This is a genomic window from Paludibacter propionicigenes WB4, assembly GCF_000183135.1.
GTDB classification, from domain to species: Bacteria; Bacteroidota; Bacteroidia; order Bacteroidales; family Paludibacteraceae; genus Paludibacter; species Paludibacter propionicigenes.
Window position 1 is genome coordinate 2,649,735 of the sequence record NC_014734.1, and the last position, 21,722, is coordinate 2,671,456.

At 38.6% G+C, this 21,722-nt stretch carries 17 protein-coding genes; 14 read left to right on the forward strand and 3 right to left on the reverse strand.

What is annotated here, in order from left to right; genetic code table 11:
- Window positions 1–20: 20 nt before the first annotated feature.
- From PALPR_RS10860 to PALPR_RS10880, 5 genes are all read left to right on the forward strand, one after another.
- Window positions 21–2,480 carry a PocR ligand-binding domain-containing protein gene (locus PALPR_RS10860; protein ID WP_013445677.1) on the forward strand — a complete coding sequence of 820 codons (2,460 nt, stop codon included), beginning with the start codon at window positions 21–23 and terminating at the stop codon, window positions 2,478–2,480.
- Window positions 2,481–2,527: 47 nt separating this feature from the next.
- The gene (locus PALPR_RS10865) at window positions 2,528–3,163 is read left to right on the forward strand and encodes a response regulator (RefSeq protein ID WP_013445678.1); all 636 of its coding nucleotides are present in this window, start codon (window positions 2,528–2,530) and stop codon (window positions 3,161–3,163) included.
- A 1,020-nt stretch (window positions 3,164–4,183) separates the two neighbouring features.
- Window positions 4,184–7,396 (forward strand): T9SS type A sorting domain-containing protein, encoded by a 3,213-nt coding sequence (locus PALPR_RS10870; RefSeq protein ID WP_171805042.1) that lies wholly within the window; start codon window positions 4,184–4,186, stop codon window positions 7,394–7,396.
- Window positions 7,389–8,045 carry a hypothetical protein gene (locus tag PALPR_RS10875; RefSeq protein WP_013445680.1) on the forward strand — a complete coding sequence of 219 codons (657 nt, stop codon included), beginning with the start codon at window positions 7,389–7,391 and terminating at the stop codon, window positions 8,043–8,045. Before PALPR_RS10870 ends, PALPR_RS10875 begins: the two co-directional genes overlap by 8 nt.
- 1,156 nt (window positions 8,046–9,201) lie before the next feature.
- The gene (locus tag PALPR_RS10880) at window positions 9,202–10,071 is read left to right on the forward strand and encodes a hypothetical protein (protein ID WP_013445682.1); all 870 of its coding nucleotides are present in this window, start codon (window positions 9,202–9,204) and stop codon (window positions 10,069–10,071) included.
- An 87-nt stretch (window positions 10,072–10,158) separates the two neighbouring features.
- Here the strand turns inward: PALPR_RS10880 and PALPR_RS10885 are convergent, their stop codons facing one another.
- Window positions 10,159–10,848: a DUF6089 family protein gene (locus tag PALPR_RS10885; RefSeq protein WP_013445683.1), complete on the reverse strand. Its 690-nt coding sequence runs from the start codon at window positions 10,846–10,848 to the stop codon at window positions 10,159–10,161.
- A 463-nt stretch (window positions 10,849–11,311) separates the two neighbouring features.
- Window positions 11,312–12,982, reverse strand: coding sequence for a nucleoside kinase (locus PALPR_RS10890; RefSeq protein ID WP_013445684.1), 1,671 nt, complete (start codon window positions 12,980–12,982; stop codon window positions 11,312–11,314).
- A 192-nt stretch (window positions 12,983–13,174) separates the two neighbouring features.
- On the opposite strand from PALPR_RS10890, the gene PALPR_RS10895 reads away from it, so the two are divergent.
- A complete protein-coding gene (locus PALPR_RS10895; protein WP_013445685.1) occupies window positions 13,175–14,305 on the forward strand; it encodes an aspartate aminotransferase family protein in 1,131 nt (376 codons plus the stop codon).
- Window positions 14,306–14,325: 20 nt separating this feature from the next.
- On the opposite strand, the gene PALPR_RS10900 is transcribed toward PALPR_RS10895, so the two are convergent.
- The gene (locus PALPR_RS10900; RefSeq protein WP_013445686.1) at window positions 14,326–15,327 is read right to left on the reverse strand and encodes an NAD-dependent epimerase/dehydratase family protein; all 1,002 of its coding nucleotides are present in this window, start codon (window positions 15,325–15,327) and stop codon (window positions 14,326–14,328) included.
- Window positions 15,328–15,418: 91 nt separating this feature from the next.
- Between PALPR_RS10900 and PALPR_RS10905 the strand changes: the two genes are divergently transcribed.
- The 8 genes from PALPR_RS10905 to PALPR_RS10940 all read left to right on the forward strand — a co-directional run bounded on the left by PALPR_RS10905 (window position 15,419) and on the right by PALPR_RS10940 (window position 21,187).
- Window positions 15,419–15,997, forward strand: coding sequence for an LOG family protein (locus PALPR_RS10905; RefSeq protein ID WP_013445687.1), 579 nt, complete (start codon window positions 15,419–15,421; stop codon window positions 15,995–15,997).
- A gap of 9 nt (window positions 15,998–16,006) precedes the next feature.
- Window positions 16,007–16,837 carry a DUF4271 domain-containing protein gene (locus PALPR_RS10910; RefSeq protein ID WP_013445688.1) on the forward strand — a complete coding sequence of 277 codons (831 nt, stop codon included), beginning with the start codon at window positions 16,007–16,009 and terminating at the stop codon, window positions 16,835–16,837.
- 18 nt (window positions 16,838–16,855) lie between these two features.
- Complete coding sequence (locus PALPR_RS10915) at window positions 16,856–17,614, forward strand: uroporphyrinogen-III synthase (RefSeq protein ID WP_013445689.1); 759 nt, start codon at window positions 16,856–16,858, stop codon at window positions 17,612–17,614.
- Between the two features lie 76 nt (window positions 17,615–17,690).
- A complete protein-coding gene (rnpA, locus tag PALPR_RS10920; RefSeq protein WP_013445690.1) occupies window positions 17,691–18,125 on the forward strand; it encodes a ribonuclease P protein component in 435 nt (144 codons plus the stop codon).
- A 12-nt stretch (window positions 18,126–18,137) separates the two neighbouring features.
- Window positions 18,138–18,359, forward strand: coding sequence for a membrane protein insertion efficiency factor YidD (yidD, locus tag PALPR_RS10925; RefSeq protein ID WP_013445691.1), 222 nt, complete (start codon window positions 18,138–18,140; stop codon window positions 18,357–18,359).
- 117 nt (window positions 18,360–18,476) lie between these two features.
- The gene (lpxK, locus tag PALPR_RS10930) at window positions 18,477–19,565 is read left to right on the forward strand and encodes a tetraacyldisaccharide 4'-kinase (protein WP_013445692.1); all 1,089 of its coding nucleotides are present in this window, start codon (window positions 18,477–18,479) and stop codon (window positions 19,563–19,565) included.
- Window positions 19,537–20,349 carry a purine-nucleoside phosphorylase gene (locus tag PALPR_RS10935; RefSeq protein ID WP_013445693.1) on the forward strand — a complete coding sequence of 271 codons (813 nt, stop codon included), beginning with the start codon at window positions 19,537–19,539 and terminating at the stop codon, window positions 20,347–20,349. Before lpxK ends, PALPR_RS10935 begins: the two co-directional genes overlap by 29 nt.
- A gap of 157 nt (window positions 20,350–20,506) precedes the next feature.
- The gene (locus PALPR_RS10940) at window positions 20,507–21,187 is read left to right on the forward strand and encodes a queuosine precursor transporter (RefSeq protein WP_013445694.1); all 681 of its coding nucleotides are present in this window, start codon (window positions 20,507–20,509) and stop codon (window positions 21,185–21,187) included.
- Window positions 21,188–21,722 lie beyond the last annotated feature (535 nt).

Genomic DNA, 21,722 nt, shown 5'->3' on the forward strand with positions numbered 1-21,722 from the left:
ATTGCCTTAAATTAGTACCAATGAAAACTGAATTTAGAATTCCATTTCCAGTTTTTGGCGAGAGTGCAGAACCATTAGCCAAGGATATTTTTGACGTTGAAGAAATTCAGCGTATACAGGATTTGTTTTCAGACGCAACGGGTGTAGCTTCAATCATTACTCATCCCGATGGCACTCCAATTACAAAGCCAAGTAACTTTTGCAGGTTATGCAATGATATTATTCGCAAGACCGAGAAGGGCTGCTCAAATTGTTTTCGGTCTGATGCTGTTATCGGAACGCATAATCTTATTGGGCCAACCTTGCAGCCTTGTTTGAGTGGAGGTCTGTGGGATGCCGGAGCCAGTATTACCATCGGTAACAAACATATTGCCAACTGGTTAATAGGTCAGATAAGGAATGAGGATATTGATGAAAACAAGCTAATATCTTATGCTGATGAAATAGGGGCAAACAAGGATGAGTTCATTGAGGCGATGAGAGAAGTACCGGTAATGTCAACCGAAAAATTTAAAAAGATTGCTAATATGCTATTTGTGTATGCAAATGATTTATCGGAAAGGATATATAAAGAACAACAGCTGAAACGAAAAATTGCCGAACTGGAGCGAACATATGATTTATTGCAAAAAAGTGAAGAGTCATTGGCAATAACGCTTTATTCCATCGGGGATGGAGTGATTACGACAGATAATCGGGGATTGATAACCAATATGAATCCTGTGGCAGAGCATCTTTGTGGTTGGGAGCTTAGTGATGCCTTATCGTTACCACTAGTTCAAGTGTTTAATATCGTAAATTCCGAAACTCGTATCGGAGTTGATAATCCGGTTAATAAAGTATTGGAAACCGGTAAAATTATAGGGCTGGCCAATCATACCGTTTTAATCTCAAAAACAGGTATCGAATATCACATTGCAGATAGTGCAGCTCCTATTCGAAATAAGCAAGGACAAGTTACCGGCGTAGTACTGGTTTTCTCGGATGTAACTGAGAAGTATCAAACAGAAGCTGATTTGCGGGCGAGCGAGCATTTCCTGAAGCAAACCCAGATAATTGGGCATCTTGGAACCTATTTGCTGGATGTGAAATCGGGAAATTGGACTAGCTCGGACGTGCTTGATTCTATTTTTGGTATACAACAAGATTTTGATAAATCGGTTTCTGGTTGGGTATCCATCATTCATCCTGAGTGGAAGCAGGTAATGAACGATTATATGGTTGATTATGTGATTGGAGGGAAAAATAAATTTGATAAAAAATACAAAATCATTCGCCAATCAGATATGGTCGAGAGATGGGTTCACGGTTTAGGCGAATTGGTATATAATGCTGCCGGCGAACCGATTAAAATGATCGGGACTGTACAAGACATTACCGAACGCAAGAATGCAGCTATAGCTTTGAGAGAGAGTGAGGAGCTATATCGTTCTATACTTAATGCATCGCCTGATGCAATTATTATTGTCGAGTTGGATGGCATTATTAGTATGGTTTCTCTTGCCACTTTGTCATTGTATGGTTGTGCTGATAAGGATGAATTGATAGGGAAAAGCATGTTTGATTTTGTAGCTCCAGTTGACAAACAAAGAGCATATCAAAATGTTTCTCTTATGCCGAATGGTAATATGGGCACCATAATTTACCAAATTCGGAGAGCTGATGAATCGCTGTTTTTTGCTGAGGTTAATGGGGATATTATAAGGAATCAGAATGGGCAACCAACCCGGATGATTTTAGTTATAAGGGATATAACAAACAGAACTCTTGCTGAGAATGCCTTGAAGAACTCGCAAGAACAGTTAAAGAGCTTCGCGTCTCATTTACAAACAGTTCGAGAGGAGGAAAGAATCCTCCTGGCTCGTGAAATTCACGATGAACTCGGTCAAAGCTTAATAGCAATAAAGATAGACTTGGGTATGATGAAGCAAAAGACATTAAAAATCATAAAAAATAAGGATACAGAAAATATTTTGACTATTTTTGATAATCTTTTTTCTTTGGTTGACAATACAATAAAAACAACCAAGAAAATTATGACGGATCTAAGACCCGAAGTCTTATATCTGGTGGGATTTACAGAAGCAGTTAAAATACAGGTAAATAAGTTTCAGGAAAGGCACCGAATTAATTGCTACTACGATTGCTCAATTCCAGATCTTGAATTGAACATGCAAAAGTCTGTAGCATTATTCCGTATTTTGCAAGAGTCTTTAACTAATGTGGTTAAACACGCCAATGCAACTTCGGTGACGATACTTCTTTTTAGTGAAAACGATAAGCTGATTCTTGAAATAGGCGATAATGGAGTAGGAATGGATCTTAACCAAAGACATAAACCTGATTCCTTTGGACTTATAGGAATGAAGGAACGGATGTTTATACTCGATGGTGAGTTGAAAATATCCAGTCAGCCGGGCAAAGGAACTAAAATAAGAATAGAAATGCCTTTTAGTGAAAAAGATAACCAAGCAACATAATATAACATTAAATTATTAAATTCTAAAACGCTTAAATATATATAGTTATGATTAAAGTATTTATTGTAGACGATCATGAAATTATTCGTGAAGGACTAAAGAAAATATTGAAAGAAGAAGCAGACCTCGTAGTCGTTGGTGAAGCTCAGAACGGAGATGAAGTCTTACAAAATATTAAAGACATCGACTGTGATATAATGTTGTTAGACATGAATATGCCCGGACGCAGTGGTTTGGATTTAATTGGAGATCTGAAAAAACTGAAGCCGCATATGCACATTTTGGTGCTGAGCATTCATCCCGAAGACAAATTTGCACTTCGTACGCTTAAAGCCGGAGCCTCGGGATATGTTTGTAAGGATACAGCGCTCGAAGAGTTGGTGGTAGCCATTCGTAAAGTATTTATAAAAGGCCGGTACCTCAGCACCACGCTGGCCGAACAATTGGCGTTTGACTTTATGCCTGATAAAGGAGAGCAATTGCCACATGAATCCTTGTCGAACCGCGAACAGGAAATTATGTATTTACTTGCCTCGGGTAAAAAGGTAAAAGATATAGCTGCCGATTTACAATTAAGCATTAGTACCGTTTTCACTTATCGGGTACGTATTTTCGAAAAATTGAAAATAAAGAGTAATGTAGAACTAACCCATTACGCCATCACCAATAAACTCGTTGATTAATAGCTTTGTAGTATATTTTGCGACTTTTTATGTGTTTTTTGTCAAATTTTTTCTTTTGTGAGCTATAAAGAGCAGGAAAAATGTTATAAAATGCTTGTTTTTGCTAAGTTTGTGTATATTTGTGCATTCTTCAAGTTTGAATTTAAGTGTTTTTATGGATAAACATTACTAAGTTGAGTGGACGTGTTTTTTCGATAAATGATATAAATTACTCCTCAAGCCGACAAAGCGTAAAGATTTTTTGTCGTTATTTAGTATTTGTTTAGATAAATGTAATATTGTTTTGTAGTAAAAACTACAATATCATAAATTTTATGTATATTTGCACACTTTTCATTTCTCTGTTTAAGTACTCAATACAGCTGGATATTTATGATGAAATTTTACACTAAAAGTCTCAAATTCCTACTCAAAAAACTCTCCTTAATCATTCCTGTGGTTAAGGGGACTTTTGTGCCTAAAAATATTGTCCATCCTACTAAGTCCTCCAATTTTTTCTATAGCTCGGTACTGGTTTTATTGCTGTTAGTGATAGGGGTGGGGAGTGCGAGTGCTCAGATTACGCTGGTTGGTAGTTCTAAAGCTTATGATTATGGAGTCCAATCTGTAACGGTTGCACAACCAAGTGGATTAGCTATTGGTGATTTAGTTATTGTGACGGTTGTACAATCAAATTCTTTAACCACAAGTATTCCATATATCAATAATAACGCTTCAGGTTGGACTTGTATTAATGCGACTTTGAATTCTACAGGAACTGTTCAAACGGCAGTTTTATACAAGTTTGCAGATTACAATACTGTAAATAATCCTATTCAGGTAGTCACAAATTCCGGATGGTGGCCTAAAGCAGATGATATGGAAGTGTCTCTAGTTGCATACAGGGGTGTTGATCAAACAACACCTTTTGACGTAACTCCAGGATCGATTACAGTAGGAAACACTAGTGGAAGTAATTCAATTAGTGGTATTTCAAGTGTTACAACGACTACAAGTAATGACTTAATTCTAATGCTCGGAATGAGTTACAATAGCAGTTCTTATACTGCTCGTTCATTTAGTAATTGGTCTTTAACTACCTCTCCATCTTTGAATGAAATATATGACTTCAGGGGAGACTATTATGTTTCGCTTGGTGCTGCAACTGGTATAAAGACTACTGCCGGATCTACAGGAACGGGATCTTTTTCGGTGAGTAACAATGCATATCTTGGTGGAATAATTTTAGCTTTAAAGCCTCAAATTTGTCAATATGGCACTACAACTTCAAGTGGAATAACGTTCACCCCGGTTATTGATATGGCAAGCCATGTACAGCAAATACCGTCTACGAACTTTAAAACTGGGCAGCACTTTGTAATGAATGTAATTAAAGGGTTGACTTATCAGGTTTATACTAGCAATTCTCCCAGTTATCCGTTAAAAATGACAGTTTATGAAGAAGGCAATGCTGCGGGACCTGTTTTAGCTTTTTCTTCTAGTAATACAGGAAATCCAGGGACCTCAAGTTCAAAGGATGTTTTCTTGTCTTTCACTTCACCATTATCGGGTCAGGTAAGAGTTATGATTAGTCGTCAGGCAGACTGTTCAGATAATGGTACCGGAAATCTAACCGTAAATACAAATGTAAGTGGCGGTAATAATACGCAAGATGACCCTAGCGTTGCAGGTTCAGATACTTGGATAGGGCAAGTCTATGATGGTATTTCGTTTAACAATTATATTGGTTATTATAATACTACACAATACAATGGAAAAACAGATGAATTTCAAGAATCGTTTTATCCTAGCGGTGGACCTTGGCCTAATATAAATAGCGACAATTCACATGGTTTTAATGTTAGTTCTAATGGGGCAGTCAGAGCTCAGGTATTAGATGAAACTTTCTCTGTGCATTATCGTATGAAATCAACAAAAAGTGGTTTTTATACTGTCACCATTGCAAGTGATGATGGAGTGAGACTTACAGTTGATAATACAAAAATGTTTGAATATTGGAATGATCATGCTCCTGTAGCATACGATAATCAACTTATTTCATTGTCAGGCAGTAGTTCGCTACAGTTAGACTATTATGAACAAAATGCACAAAATGTTGTAGGCTTTTATAATTTGACCCAGATTTTCTCAAATGCATTGAAAACAAATACATCACAAGTTCTTTGTAAAACTTCAGGAGCAGGCTCTCCAATAAGTGGAGATGCAATTGGTGCTTTAACTGCAGGGATAACACTTGTTGGTTATCAATGGTACTATAGCACGTCTGCAGATCCTACAACAAGAATAAAAATTACTACTAATGGAACCGGAGCAACGTTTACCCCGTCTCCAGCCACATTTAGCAATAAAGTAGGTGTTTATTATTTGTATAGAGTTACAACATTGAGAACAGCTAATAATATTGGTATAAATAATCCTACAAACATTACTAACGAATCAAATGCAGCCACAGTAAGGATTAAAGGTTGTCCTAATTATTGGATAGGGGGAGCAGCACCAGTTAGTACTACATGGAATACTAGCACAGACTGGAATACCGCTTCTAACTGGTCAGACGGTGTTCCTTACCCAGGCGATGATGTTGAATTCGCATCAACTGCAAATTCAGGAAATGCAAATTTGGATGCTAAAAATAATATGGTTCTAGATAATGACTATGTAGTTGGTAATTTTAAGAATCAGTCAGGAAAACAATTAATCATTGCCCCAGCTACTAGCTTAACAGCAAATGGCGTAATTACGACAACATCAAACAATAATAATCAAATTTACATTCAATCCAGTCAATCTAATCCTACACTCCCTAGCGGTTCGTTGATATTTCATAATACTTCAGCTCAGCCAGTAAATGCTACGGTGGAGATGTACACTCAGGCTCAGTATTACCCCACTCCATTTAAAGATAACAGTACAGGACTTGAATACCACTATACTTGGCAATATTTTGGTGTCCCGTTGACTTCGGTTAAAGCAGACCCAACATTCTATGGGTCATACTTGCGTAGAAATGATGAAGCTAGTACCAATACTCTTGGCAAATGGATCTCATTAGGCAATGCGGATGTGTTAAGCCCATTTGTAGGTTATGAGATTACACAAGTTGCGCCTACTACAATAGTTTTTCAAGGAACGCTTGTAAATAATGATAAACCTATTGATCTTGGTTATACTCCAGCGGCATATGATCCGGGGCAAAATATGTTGGCTAATCCATATACTGCAGCCATTGACATTAATAAACTAACTTTCGCTTCTACAACTACTGTTGAAAATACGGTTTATCTATACAATACAGGTTCGTACGCCCAATGGGCTAATAATAATGGAGAAGGTACTAATAACTCAAATTCGACTTTAGCTCTGGCCGGACAGTATATAGCTATACCTAAAGGGCAAGCAGGTACGGGATCCATTCCTGCAGATATTCCATCTATGTCGGCATTTATGGTTAAAGCAATTAGCGGACCGGTATCTGCAGGCGTAACTATTAAGTATAATGATGTTATCATACCAAATATAAGTGCGCAACGGGCTCCTCAAAGCAAAACAACCATCACAACAGATAAGACCTATATGGAGATAACATTAAATGGGTCGCACCTCGGTGACCGCATGTGGTTGATTGATGAACCGGGAACCTCGCATGGTTTTGATAATGGTTGGGATGGAACTAAAGTTGTAGGGTCTGTTGGCGCCCCTCAGTTATTTGCGATGGAGCAAAGTGGAAACTATCAGGTAAACACCTCTGATAATATGAATAACACGTATTTAGGCTTTCAGGCAGGTGTGGATGTGGAAGATACACTTACGTTTACCCATGCAAATATTGCATTAAAATACGATGGTCTTTATCTGGTAGATTTAGTAGAGAACAAAGTAGTTGATATTAGTAAATCCGGTACGCAATATGCGTTTAAGTCTGAGTCGACCGCTGCTCCGGTAAAACGGTTTAAAATTGTCACAGAGCCTTATGTGAAAGATGCAGCTGATTTGAACACTCAGATAAAAGTGTTTAATGACAATACTTCTGTTTTTGTTGATAATCAAAGTAATGAAAAAGGAGAGCTTTATTTTTACGATATGATGGGTCGGTATTTAAAGAAAGAGATTTTTGGACCTAGCAGTATATCTTCATTCTCCATGATTCCTAAAAGTGGTGCTTATGTAGTAAAAGCTGTAACAGCATCCGAAAAAGTAAGTAAACGAATTATAGTAAACTATCAAAGTGAATAATAAAAAGAAAAACATATTAGTTTGGATTTTTACATGGGCAGCATTGCTCTTGGTGGTTCTCTATTCACCTATAGGAAGTCCTGATTTATATTCATCGTCCGATTATGCAGGAGTCCCGAATGCGAATTTTAATGAGAGCAGCATAGGGAATGGAGCAAATTTCAGCTCCGAATCAGGTAGCGATAATGACTTAGATATTCCTGATTATAGTAACGATGAAAGTGTAAATAAGCCTTCGTCCTCTTATAATTATACATCTCCGGCCAGTAATAATACATCGGGTGCGGTGGCTTCCTATAGCATCTCAGGTTCACAAACGTATCAGAACTCAAAGGATGGTTCGTCAGTTGGTACAGGTGGTGGAGGAAGCACCTTTATCTCCAATAATGATTCACGTGGTAGCGATGCAAGTTCTGCTGTTTCCATGAATAACGGGGGAATAACTACTCTTTCGTCAAATTTAACCACGTCTGCCCCTAACAAGATAACTAAAAGTGCTGGTCAAGGCTATAGTACTAATGATGGTGGTCAAAATCCCGGTGGTGATCCTACCGGACCTCCAATCCCTGTTGGTGATGGTTGGGTGTTTTTATTACTCCTTGCAGCCAGTTATGGTATTATAAAGAAGCGAATTTTTGCACATTCATAAGCCTCTGTATTTTATTTACAAACCCACGTTATTTTCAGAAAATAACGTGGGTTTTTTGTGTTTAAATGTTCTGATAAGGTTTTATTAAATCCGTATAATATGAGTATAGGATTAGTATGAGATGAGTATAGGATGGATATATGATAAATACAGGATGGATACAGGATGGATACAGCAAAAGGCTCCCTGTTTTTTGATAATATTGAATTATGAATATCCGTTTTGTTAGCTATTTATGATTTAAGAAAAAATATATCGGTGCGCTGCACCTCTTTTATTTCTTTTCTATGTTATTCTACAAAGATTTTGGTGCTCTGCACCTTATATTTTACAAAATTCAAAGGGACAGCGTCCCGAGCTATTAGTAGAAACGTAATTATTATTGAATCCTGAGGTGCAGTGCACCGACATATATTTGGTTTTTGGTAATTTATATGCTTTAGGTAGAACAACGGATATTCATTATTGAGTATTTATAGGTTTATATAAACTATCTACTACATTTAACTCGTCAAATACTTCATTTATTATGCAAAAGGTTGTCTTTTATTCTTTTGGATTTAGAGTCAATCTGTTCATTTATAGCGTATTACTGTGTTTTCAGGAGAGATTTAGTCAATCCTGTCGATTTTTGTTCTAATATCTTTATAGAATTTATTAGTACGCTTTTGTAATTTCTACTATTCTTGACGTTAAAGTCGGACGAAATGGAATTTGTGATACATAGTTAGAGTTAAATACAGTCTTTTTATTGTGAATAATTGCAAATATATAGCTTTTATATACAATAAACATTAAAGAAGATTAATATTTTCTTTCTGTTTATCTATTCACCAATATTGCAACTCTAAATTCAGCAGTGGTATTTTTATATCAGTTGTAATACTAATTACTATAAATAAACGACTTACTGGCATTATTACTACATATTTTTTATCTCTCCTCTCCTTTTTCCTTTATACCAAGCGGTTTCCAGAGCTTTTGACAATTGAAACATGTTGTCATCTAAAAATTGATAGTTGAATATCCTATAGTATAAATTACTACACTCCTGAAAATATCACTACAAAATACTGATTATCAGCAATATAAAATATTTTCATTAAGTTTGTCATGTACAAAACGACAAAGGAATTTTAATTTAAAAGACAAACTTATGAAAGCAACTACTATTAAACTATTACTAGCGAAGCTGGCATTAATACTAGTAGTGTCTAATGCTTCTGCTCAAGATTTGATCGGTACACGTATTGATGTAAATAAAGGTTCAAACTATACCGATAAATTGTGGCTTTATACTATTGGAAGCTGTACAAGTAGCTTCGATAATGGTTGGGATGGTTTTAAAGAAATAGGAAGTCCTAGAGTTCCACAGTTATTTGCTGTAGAGAAAGACGGTAATTACCAAATTGATGCAACAAATAATGTAAATAATATAGTGTTGGGATTTATAGCTGGACAAGATTCTGTTTATACACTTACATTTACTCACCAAAATATGCAATTGGGTTATTCTAAATTGTATTTAATTGACTCGGTAGCTAAGAAGACAATTGACGTATATGCTGACGGCTCCACATACACTTTCAAAGCAACTAATAAGAAGACCGAAAAACGCTTCAAAATTGTAAGTGAATTACCATTAACAGCAACAGTATTGAAACCAGATTCTATAGATTCATCTAATATAAATGAGGGTGCTATAGCCTCTACAGCTATTGTTTCTTCCGGTTTTGCAGTTGACAATTCTAAAAACGTTGTTTCACAGCCTAATACAGGTGATGCTTCTATCGTAAAGACAAAGAAGATAAAAGTATATACAGCTCAAAAAATGATTGTGATAAACAATGCAGACAAACAAGTGGGACAGATAAGCGTGTACAATGCAAGTACAGGAAAGCTGGTTAAGCAATCTACATTTGGAAGCTTTGCAACTACAGTGATTCCAACTGACGAATTATCCGGTAGTTACGTAGTATATGCAAAAACAAATAACGAAGAACTTTCTAAGACAGTAATTTTATAATAGAGTTTAAATTTGATTAGGGTTATTGATTTGATTGCAGGGTGATGTGCAGTAGAAGTTATTTTACTGCACATTTCTTTTTGTCCCTTAAAAGAGTTTGTAGCCAAAAACAAACGAAAATCCTTGTAGAATATCGTTTGACTTAGAATCGGGATAAGGAGGTTTAAAGCCATCCAGATAATCGGAGAATGAGTAGCGTAAATTATACTCTATCCCAAAGCTGAAATTATTATTGAAGTCATATTGGTATCCAATGCCGTAAGGAATAACTGCTGAAATATCGGTTTCGTTGTTTTTTTGAGTTTTGTAATTATAGTCAATTCGTTGATTGTAATTAAGATTGGCGCTGGTATTAATCAAGCCTATACCGAGGAAAATATAAATAGAATTAGGTGACTCTGACCGATTAAAAACCTGACCAAGATTGACAGTGTATTCGCCATGTATGGACGCTTGCCAGATTTTAGATGAGAAGTCGTAATTCCGTATCTCGGATACGCCATCAGAACCGGTCACGGTGGTATAATTAATTTGCGCTCTGTAGCCAAGGTTATTGGAGTATTTTGCTTTGTATCCTAAAGAAAATTCTTTATTGCCCGAAATACCTTGAGAGAATGGAGATTTTTTTGTGTCGGCAAAACAGTATTCAGTTCCTAGCGAGAGAAGTATGGCTCCGCTGTTTGCATTGCTTTTTTCAATCTGCCCATACCTACGTTGAGAAAACAGGAAAAAGGGCATTAGAATAATAAGTGAAAAGGATAGAAATAGTTTTCTCATTCTTAGCAATACTTAAAAACGACTTTAGTGGATTTTCGCGAGAACAAATGAGAAATTTTTAAGCATAAAGTTAAGATACAAATCTTGAGAAAAGGTATAAAATTTTACGATTCACAATACGGGTAAAACGACGTAAATACCAGCCTGTCAACATGTAATTGTCAGGAAAATACAATTTTACAGGTACATAGATACTATGTCCCCAAAATATCGCCGAACGGCAGTCAATCAGACCTGAATCCGGGATTTTTAATAGAAGTAAAAACAAACACGGTAAGTTTCTTTAGAACTGTGTCTGATAAAAGAGATGGTTAAAATGAGAATGGGTTAATACACTTGTAAATAGAAGAACAAGCGTAGAACCTCGATGTATAAACAAATTCGGGACAAAAATAGGGAAAAAAAAGACATCCCAAATACTTTTTGCCCGAACTGCATGGTTATTTAATAAATATAAGTTTTTTCAGTACCTGAAACTACTTCCTCCTACAAACTCACGGAGCAATGAAGTTGGTGGAATCTCACGGTCTAAGATCGGAACAAAATAGTTTAGAAATTTAATTAGACGATGCGTTTCGGTATATTCGTCGCAGTATTTTGGAACTTCTGCTAAAATAGGCTCTGCGTATCTTTTTAAAACAGCAAGCTCAAATAACAGTGCAGAGTTGAAAAGCACATCGGCATTTTCCTGATACGGGAATATCCACTTTTCCTCGCCTCTGCGCACACTTGGCCAACGGCTGATAGTTTCCCTCGCTGAGTAATTTCTAAAGCGAGAATCGCGAATAATACGGCGAAGAAGCCTGGTGTCGGTAGTGGGTATCCAGTTGTGGTTATCGATAGGGATAGTTGTAAGGGCTGAAACATAAATTTTGAATGTAGTTTCGCTCGGAATATCCGGAGTAAGTGCCGGATTCAGGGCATGTATGCCTTCCAGCACAAGAATGCTGTCATCGTTCAGTTTCAGCTTCTCTCCCTTGTAGTATCGTTTACCATCCTCGAAGTTGAAGAATGGAACTTCAATCTCTTCGCCAGCCAAAAGCAATTTAAGATGTTCGTTGAAAGTAGCTAAATCCAGCGCATGCAGATGCTCAAAATCATATTCGCCGTTTTCGTCCAGTGGTGTTTCGTCCCGGTTCACGAAATAGTTATCGAGTGATACTGCTACCGGTTTTAAACCACTTACCATAAGTTGGACTGAAAGACGTTTGCTGAACGTCGTTTTTCCAGAGGAAGATGGACCCGAAATAAGCACAAACTTGACTTTTTCAGCACGTTGAGATATCATATCGGCAATGGACGCAACTTTTTTCTCATGCAATGCCTCCGAAACTTTGATCATGTTGAACGATTGGTTGTTGCGGCAGGCAATATTAAAGTCTCCAACATTGTTTATTTTCATGATTTTGTTCCAGCCAACGTATTCTTTGTAAATGTCGTACATTTTGGGCATTAAAACCATTTCTTCGAGTTCCACGGGATTTTCACGGCAAGGGATACACAGCAACAAACCATCGTAATACCGGATTAAATCGTAAATTCCAAGATAATCGGTAGATGGCAGCAACACTCCGTTGTAATAATCGATATAATCATCTATTCTGAAAAACCTGAAATAGGGGTTTCCAAGCGTTTCGAAAAGCGCTGTTTTGTCCGATTGTAGATTCTTGTTTACGAACAATTCCTTTACCTCCTTGGTTTGCTTTTCCTCGCATATAATGCGCTTCCCCTGAGCGATAGTCTCGTTTACACGTTCTTTTATCTTCGCAATAATTTGGGGAGTTATCGGTTCGTTCAGATTTTCGAGTTTGCAGTAGTAGCCTTTGGAGATGGGATGTTCTATCTGTAGAGTAACATGCGGATACAGTTCGGAAATAGCTTTGGACAATACCATGCATAAAGTGCGGACATACACCCGCATCCCCGATGGAGTACTTAAGTCGATAAACTCAATGTCTTTGGGTTTATATACCAGAAAATTCAGGTCTTCCACTTTGTAGTTTACACGAGCAGCCATTACCGGGTATTTTAACTCTATTTTCAAATCCTGATATATCTCTATAAGCGATGTTCCTAATGGATAGTTATGGTATGATTGTGTGTTTTTGCAGTAAATGGTAACCGATTTGTCCATAGATTAATCTGAGTTTAATTAACGATATTTTTGCATAAAAGCGGTGTAAAATTACATTATTTTTTTTATATGTATTTGTTTGAGTGTCTCTAATTTTTGAATTACTTTTGTAGTCAATTTTCAGGAACTTTTGATTGTAGTCTAAATGTCTTGTAAACTGAAATATAGATATTATCACTAAATCTTAGATGTATGAACTTGTTTAATGTATATCCGCTTTTTGATATCGAAATAGCGAAGGGAATTGGTTGTAGAACGTATGACAATCATGGAATCGAATACCTCGATTTGTATGGTGGACATGCTGTGATATCAGTGGGTCACTCTCACCCATATTACGTTCAGAAGCTAACTCATCAGATAGAAAATCTGGTTTTTTATTCCAATTCGGTAATAAACAAGTTGCAGGTGGAACTGGCCGAGAAATTGGGTAAAATGTCGGGTTACGAAGATTACTCTCTTTTTCTTATAAATTCAGGAGCCGAGGCCAATGAAAATGCACTCAAGCTGGCTTCGTTTCATACCGGTCGCCGTAAAGTGATTGCTTTTGATAAAAGCTTTCATGGAAGAACTTCGGCAGCCGTGCGAGTAACGGATAACCCCAAAATAGTTGCACCGATAAACGAAGGATTTGAAGTAGATTTTTTGCCTTTAAACGATATTGAAGCTGTACGTAAATCACTCAGTAAGGGAGATGTTTGTGCTGTTATCATTGAGGGTGTTCAGGGTGTAGGCGGAATTCGTACACCGGAAAACAAGTTCCTTCAGGAGTTGAGCGAAGCGTGTAAGGCTGCGGGAACTGTTCTGATATTGGATGAAGTACAATCAGGCTATGGACGTAGCGGAAAATTCTTTGCGCACCAGCATGCAGGAATTCGTCCCGATTTGATAACCGTGGCCAAAGGTATGGGAAATGGTTTTCCTATCGGAGGAGTGCTTATCAGTCCAATGTTTGAAGCATCGCATGGTATGTTGGGGACTACTTTTGGCGGAAGTCATTTGGCATGTACTGCTGCTATCGCTGTGCTCGATATTATCAAAGTAGAACACTTGGTTGAAAATGCTGAAAAGATAGGAAATTATCTGATAGAAGAACTATCCAAAATTCATCAGATAAAAGAAATCAGAGGTTTAGGACTGATGATCGGCATTGAGTTTGAACAGCCGGTGAAAGAAATACGTAACCGCTTATTGTTCGAGAAAAAAATATTTACAGGCGCCAGTGGTACTAATACCATCCGGTTATTGCCTCCATTGTGTTTATCCAAATCGGATGCAGACATCTTTTTGACGAGCTTCAAAGAAATTCTCCAATCGGTTTAGTCCGGTTGGAGTGCTTTTCCTCATTTTTTCAATAGAAATTTGCATACATCACCGATGCATTGCTTTATGGGTGTAAATGTAAATCCTGTGGATTGAATTATCTTTCGGTTTGAATAGTATTCTCTGTTGGTGGCTGAGCGTGCCGTTCCACGATCAATTACCGGAGTGAAATTAAAAATCCGTCCTGCCAGTTCGGCGATAATTCCTGCTAACCAAAGTATTTTTCCCCCGATAGGAATAAATGGTCGACGTTTATTGAAACCATCTGCCATCCAGCCCAGAATGTCTTTATTGGAACAATTTTCGCCAACCAGAATGTACCTTTCGCCGGATATATCGGAGTTGGTAAGCAAGATCATTGCTTTAGCCACATCGCTGACATCCACGTATCCGCTTCCACCGTTGGTGTAGAATGGTAATCCCTTGCGCACTTGCGAAAATAGTTGCGCGCTTCCGTTTTCGTTACCCGAAACTCCCAAAATTACTCCCGGGTTGACTATCACTGCTTTTAATCCCTGACTGATTCCTTTCCAAACCTCCTGCTCCGACTCATATTTACTTTTTGAATAAAATGATCTTGCAGGGGAGTCTGTCCAGGTTGAATTTTCATCGATTTCGGTCTTGTTTTTATCCTTTCCGCAGGCAGCAATTGAGCTGACAAAGCAAAATTTATCGACTTTAGCTTCGAGAGCAGCCGTGACAATATTTTTTGTGCCCAGAATGTTGGTATTCAATATTGTATCTGAATTTCCGCCCAGTGAGACCATGGCTGCACAATGATAAATTGTAGTCACTTCGCAAAGTGCTGCCCTGATGGAGTTGATATCCAGCATATCTGCTATCCTCCAATCGATACGTTCTAAAAATTTATCCGGCTCCGGGCTGTAAAAGCTGAATATGGTGCGCAGTGCTTGTACATTGCTTGATGGTCGGCGTATGGCTACAACTCTTTCGTTCTGCTGTAACAGATACCACAATAAATTTCCTCCCACCAAACCGGTGGCTCCGGTTACCAATATCATTTTTCTGTAATTTTTATTTGAACTTCAAAAATACGGAAAGAAAACAGTATTTTTGCATTTAATTTCACGAAAAAAATTGTTTCCCCAAGTCATGCAAACTATTTGTGTCTATTGTGCTTCGAGCACACAGGTAAAGCCGTCTTATTTTGAAGCAACAGCCTCGTTAGCCTCGATATTGGCTAAAGCAGGTTTATCGGTGGTGTACGGTGGAGGTTCTAACGGACTTATGGGGCAGTTGGCCGACAGCATGTTGGCATCAAGAGGTAAAATAACCGGCATTATTCCGCGTTTTATGTGCGAAGTGGAGTGGAACCACACAAATCTGACAGAGCTTATTCTGGTAGAGACTATGCACGAACGGAAAGAAAAGATGGCTCTTATGGCCGATGCTGTTGTGGCGCTACCCGGCGGATGCGGCACGTTGGAAGAACTGTTGGAAGTTATTACCTGGAAACGCTTGGGGATATTCACTAAACCGATAGTGATTGTAAACCTGGAAGGGTATTTCGATGCATTGATAACGATGCTTGACAGAGCAGTAGATGAACACTTCATGAGAGATGAGCATCGTAGGATGTGGGAAGTGGTAGAAACACCCGAAGAAGTTCTGCCTGCTATTCAAAATTCAGTAAACTGGGATTCGAACGCCCGAAGTTTTGCCGCATTATAAGGAATATTTATGCTTCAGCCCGATTCATTACATACCATAACCGAAAGTGTCAAAGTACTGCCTGATACGATGGCACGCCTTGATTCATTGGCACGGCTTGACTCTTTAGCAAAAGCAGATTCGTTGCACGTAGTTGATTCGCTCCGGGCTGTGGCTCTTATTCCCCGTGGTTTTGTAGGAGTTCCGCACCCATCGCTTCCTCAAAATGAGAGTTGGGTATTCATCGTTTTATTTATTTTGTTTTTTCTATTGGTGTTGGCTGTTTCACAGTCGTCCGGTTTTATTTCGGAAACTATCAAAACATTCTTTCAGGTAAAAGAGCGCTCCAGTATTTTCAGCAAGGCCACCGTAAACGATTTTCAGTTCAGATTCTTTCTAAACATATTTTCTTTAGGAGTATTAAGTTTGTATGTCTACCTGATTTTGTTTAAACCGGGCGATCACTTTGTTTTCAGAGAATATTGTATTTTCTATGCGCTTACTGCTTTATTCTTGTTTCTTAAGTCTATTTTGTTCAACTTTTTAGGGTATGTTTTCCTGACTCCTGTGAGTTTGAAAATGGCAAAAGAGAGTTATTTTAATGTGATTTCGTTTCTGGGGATAGTTTTGTATCCATTACTCATAATGCAAATTTACATTCACAATAACGCATATATAATACAATCTGTTAGTTTGGCAATGTGCATTATTGCATGTATTCTAGTCATAATTAAACTATTTCAAATTTTTTCCCATAAAACAGTAGCTTCTTTTTATATATTGTTGTATCTTTGCACCCTTGAATTTTTACCCCTGCTAGGATTATTTCAGGTGTATAATTTGATTTTATTGAGTGTTTAAAATTTAAACTTTAGTGTTTTGAAAATCAAGAGGATACTTGTGTCGCAACCACGGCCGACAACCGAAAAATCACCCTATTTTGACATTAGCGAGAAATATAGTGTCAAGATTGATTTTCGTCCATTCATAAAGGTTGAGCCTATTTTAGCAAAAGAGTTCAGAACTCAACGCATAACTATTTTAGATTATACTGCTATTATCTTTAATGCTCGTCATGGTATTGATCATTTCTTCAGATTGTGCGAAGAGATGCGTATCACTATACCCGAAACCATGAAGTATTTCTGTGTTTCCGAGTCGGTAGCATTGTATTTACAGCGCTATATACATTATCGTAAGCGCAAGGTTTTTTATGGAGCTACCGGAAAACTGGCCGAGTTGGTGACCATTATGAACAAACACACCGATGAGAAATATTTACTTATTACCTCGGATGTGCAAAATGAAGATACTATCGCTACGCTGGAAAAATTAAAAGTTACTTATGCCAAAGCGGTAATGTACAAAACAGTAAGTAATGACTTTGGTCCGGATGAAGAATTTAACTACGATATGTTATTGTTCTTTAGCCCGATTGGAATTGCTTCACTTCTGAAAAACTTCCCGAATTTTGAACAAGGAGAAATTCAGATAGGATGCTTTGGTGCTACCACTGCTCAAGCGGTACGCGATGCCGGACTACGCCTTGATATTGAAGTTCCGCTTCCGGGTGTGCCTTCAATGACTATGGCACTGGATAACTTTTTGAAAGAGAATAATAAGAAAACACGAAAATAATTCGTTTCGAACGATTTTTACTATCCCAAAAGTATCGAAGAATTTCCGTACTTTTGGGATAGTTTATTTTTTGACCATGAACCACCCAAACTCATTTGCAAAAGCGGAACATTTATGCGGTGATAAGCGCATTACTAAACTGTTTACCCGGGGCGATGCTTTTATTGCTTATCCGCTGCGTGTGGTTTATCTTATTGAGTCCCGGAATGATGTGGCAGCTGCCAGCATCATGGTGAGTGTGCCGAAGAAGCGTTTCAAAAGAGCGGTGAAAAGAAACCGACTGAAACGCCTGATGCGCGAGAGTTACCGACTGAACAAACAGGAACTGATAGAAGCCCTTGATGACAAACAGTTGCAAATACACGTGGCTTTCAATTATGTCTCTGACGATGTGCTTGATTTTGAGGCGGTAGAGAAAAAAATGAAAATCGCGCTGGAACGACTCAAAGAGAAAGTCATAAACAAAGATGCTGTTTCGTTGGCTGTTACTCCTGAAGCTCCGAACTTATAAGCTATAAATAATATGAAAAAGATATTACACTTTATAGTGCTCCTTCCGGTGTATTTTTACAAGTACAGCATTTCGCCGCTTTTTCCGGCACGCTGCCGGTACACACCCACCTGCTCGCAATACACCATAGAAGCGGTGAACAAACACGGGATTTTTAAAGGTAGCTGGCTCGCCATAAAACGCATTAGCAGCTGTCATCCTTGGGGTGGCAGTGGATATGATCCGGTGCCCTGAACGGTGGGCGTATGCTGATTCGATTCCATTAATAAAATGATGAATTAACCGGTTGTTGCCCAAAAGAAATATTGTATCTTTGTCATCCCCTTCATTTTTTCTGAAAATTATCGCTACTTGAAGACGCAAGTAAAACATAGTATCTTTTTACCTTTTTCACTACTTTACGGGATAGTGACAGGCATTCGTAACTGGTTGTTCAATAGCGATATTCTCAAATCCACATCGTTCGATATTCCTGTTATTTCCGTTGGAAATCTGGCGGTAGGCGGAACGGGCAAGACTCCGCACACCGAGTTTATTCTGTCGTTTCTGCAAACGGAATGGAAATCGGCGGTATTGAGCCGTGGATACAAGCGCCGGACAAAAGGCTTTTATCTGGCCGATGAAAATTCCAGCAGTCTGACTCTGGGGGATGAACCGTTTCAAATACATCAGAAGTTTCCGGGAGTGACAGTTGCCGTTGATGAGAAAAGAGTACACGGGGTAGGAGAGTTATTGAAGCAGGTTCCTGACCTACAACTGGTGTTGCTCGACGATGCTTTTCAGCACAGGTACATACAGCCCGGATTATCCATTTTGCTAACAGATTATTCCAATATCTACAGGCATGACAGCTTGTTGCCCTACGGCCGATTGCGTGAAGCCAAGCATGGAAGCAAGAGAGCGAACATAATAGTGGTGACTAAATGCCCGCCGGACCTGACACCTATAGATATGCGGCTGACCGAGATGGAGCTAAAGCCTGAAACCAATCAGGAAGTATTTTTCTCATGCTTTGTTTACGACGAAATGGTGCCTGTATTTCCTGCAGCGCAGCCTGAAAACTGGACTTTTCAGAAAATTGCCGACAGCGGAGCAGGCGCTTTGCTTGTGGCCGGAATAGTTTCGCCTGAACCTATTGTGGAGCAGTTGAGCATTTATACAAAAACGATTGAGACGCTTTTCTTTGCCGATCATCATGCGTTTACAACGAAAGATTTTAATCAGATACAGTCAGCATTTGAATCGATAAAAGCCGATGAAAAAATTATGCTGGTCACCGAAAAGGATGCGGCCCGCCTGATTTCTAATCCTAATTTCCCCGAGGCGCTTAAATCCCGGGTATTTGCTTTGCCTATTCGGGTGCAGATATTACACAATCAAGAATCATTATTTATTCAAAAAATTAAAAGTTATGTTGCAGAAAATTCAAGAAACCGCTGATTTTCTACGTTCTAAAATTCCTTCTAATCCTAAAACCGGAATTATTCTGGGCACAGGTTTAGGGAATCTGGTGACACAAATTACCGATAAAACTGAAATTCCATACGAAACTATACCTAATTTTCCTGTCTCGACCGTAGAAGGCCACAGCGGAAAACTTATTGTGGGCAAGCTTGGCGATGTGGAAGTACTGGCTATGCAGGGTCGTTTCCATTATTATGAAGGCTATGATATGAAAGCCGTTACTTTCCCTGTGCGGGTAATGAAAGCCCTGGGTATCGAAACGCTTTTGGTATCCAACGCTTCGGGTGGTGTGAATCCCGACTTCGAAATCGGTGATTTGATGATTATAACCGATCATATCAACCTGTTTCCGGAACATCCGCTTCGCGGAAAGAATTTCCCGGAACTGGGTACCCGTTTCCCCGATATGAGCGAAGCTTACTCCAAAGAATTGATAGCTAAAGCCAAACAAATAGCGGCTAAAAACAATATAAAAGTGGTAGAAGGTGTGTATGTAGGTACCACCGGACCAACGTTCGAAACGCCTGCCGAATACCGTTATTTCCGCACCATTGGAGCTGATGCTGTAGGGATGAGTACCGTGCCCGAAGTGATAGTGGCCAACCATGCCGGCATGCGCTGTTTCGGAATTTCGATCGTTACCGACTTGGGTGTTCCCGGAAAGATAGTGGAAGTAAGCCACGAGGAAGTGCAGGAAATAGGTAATTCCGTGCAGCCGCTTATGACGCTTATCATGAAAGAGCTGATACATCAGGCATAAACAGTTTTGCCCGATATTGCACCTTATCAGAAGGTGAGAGTCGGCTATTCTCAATACATAAAGGAGTTGCATTTAGCAATTCCTTTTTTGTTTATCAATAAAAATCTCATATCTTTGCAGGCAATAATTTATAACCGACTACTTGAAAACCAGCCCAATGAAAAAACAAGTTTCTGTTGCCTTTATGTGGTTCGGACTGATGTTTACAGTCTGCCTGCTTATCGCTAATATCGTAGGTCAAAAACTTATTGCCGTGGGCGGATTCGAAATCACCGCCGGACTGCTTATCTTCCCCATTACCTACATCATCAACGATTTAATTGCCGAAGTGTGGGGCTATCGTAAAATGCGCCTTATTATCTGGAATGGTTTTCTGATGAATTTTCTGGCGGCTATCGTTTTCAGGCTGAGTATCTGGGCGCCGGCTTCGCCGCATTTCTATTATCAGAAGTCATTTGCGCTGGTTCTTCAAAGCTCCGAACGCATGGTGGTGGCCAGTTTTATCGCCTTTCTTTTCGGATCGTTTCTGAATGCTTACGTGATGAGTAAAATGAAGATATGGCAGCATGGACGGCATTTTTCTATCCGTGCCGTAGCTTCTACCATTGTGGGCGAAGGAGCCGATTCACTGGTGTTTTTCACCATTGCCTTCTCGGGTGTTATGGGACATCGCGCATTGCTGATGCTTATTCTTACACAGACAGCCCTGAAAACCGGGTACGAAATTATAGCCCTCCCGCTGACCAACTTCGTGATAAAGAAAGTGAAGAAAACGGAGCAAACCGATGTGTTCGATACGGATATTTCCTACAATCCGTTTAAAGTGAAAGATATTTGAAAGGGGTATTTATTTGCTTGTGGAATACTGGTACCTCTTACCGTTATTTGCTAAAAGTTTCAGTTGGGTAGTGGCACTAACCAACTCACTATTTTCTTATGTATCGTTTATAAAACGATTGACCACAGACCCCTCGTTACAAACGAGGGGTAGTGAGAAATTCCCTGATAACAAAAATATATCGGTGCGCTGCACCTCAGGATTCAACAATTATTCCGTTTCTACAAATAGCTCGGGACGCTGTCCCTTTGAGTAGTACTGTCAAAAGTATTTGGTGCAGAGCACCAAAATCTTTGTAGAATAAAGTAAGAAAGATACAGAAGAGGTGCAGAGCACCGAGAGATATATTTAGCACGACAGAAGAAATCAACCTTGCTTCTCAAAATTCTATTTTATATGCAAACCTAAGAGAGCGTGTGTTAGGCAGTCGTTTTTTTCTTTTCGATTTTTCGTTTTATAATTATGCTTATCGTAAATAATATATTGAATGCAATTATATAAATCCCAATATTTTTCATATACTCAGTTTGACAAG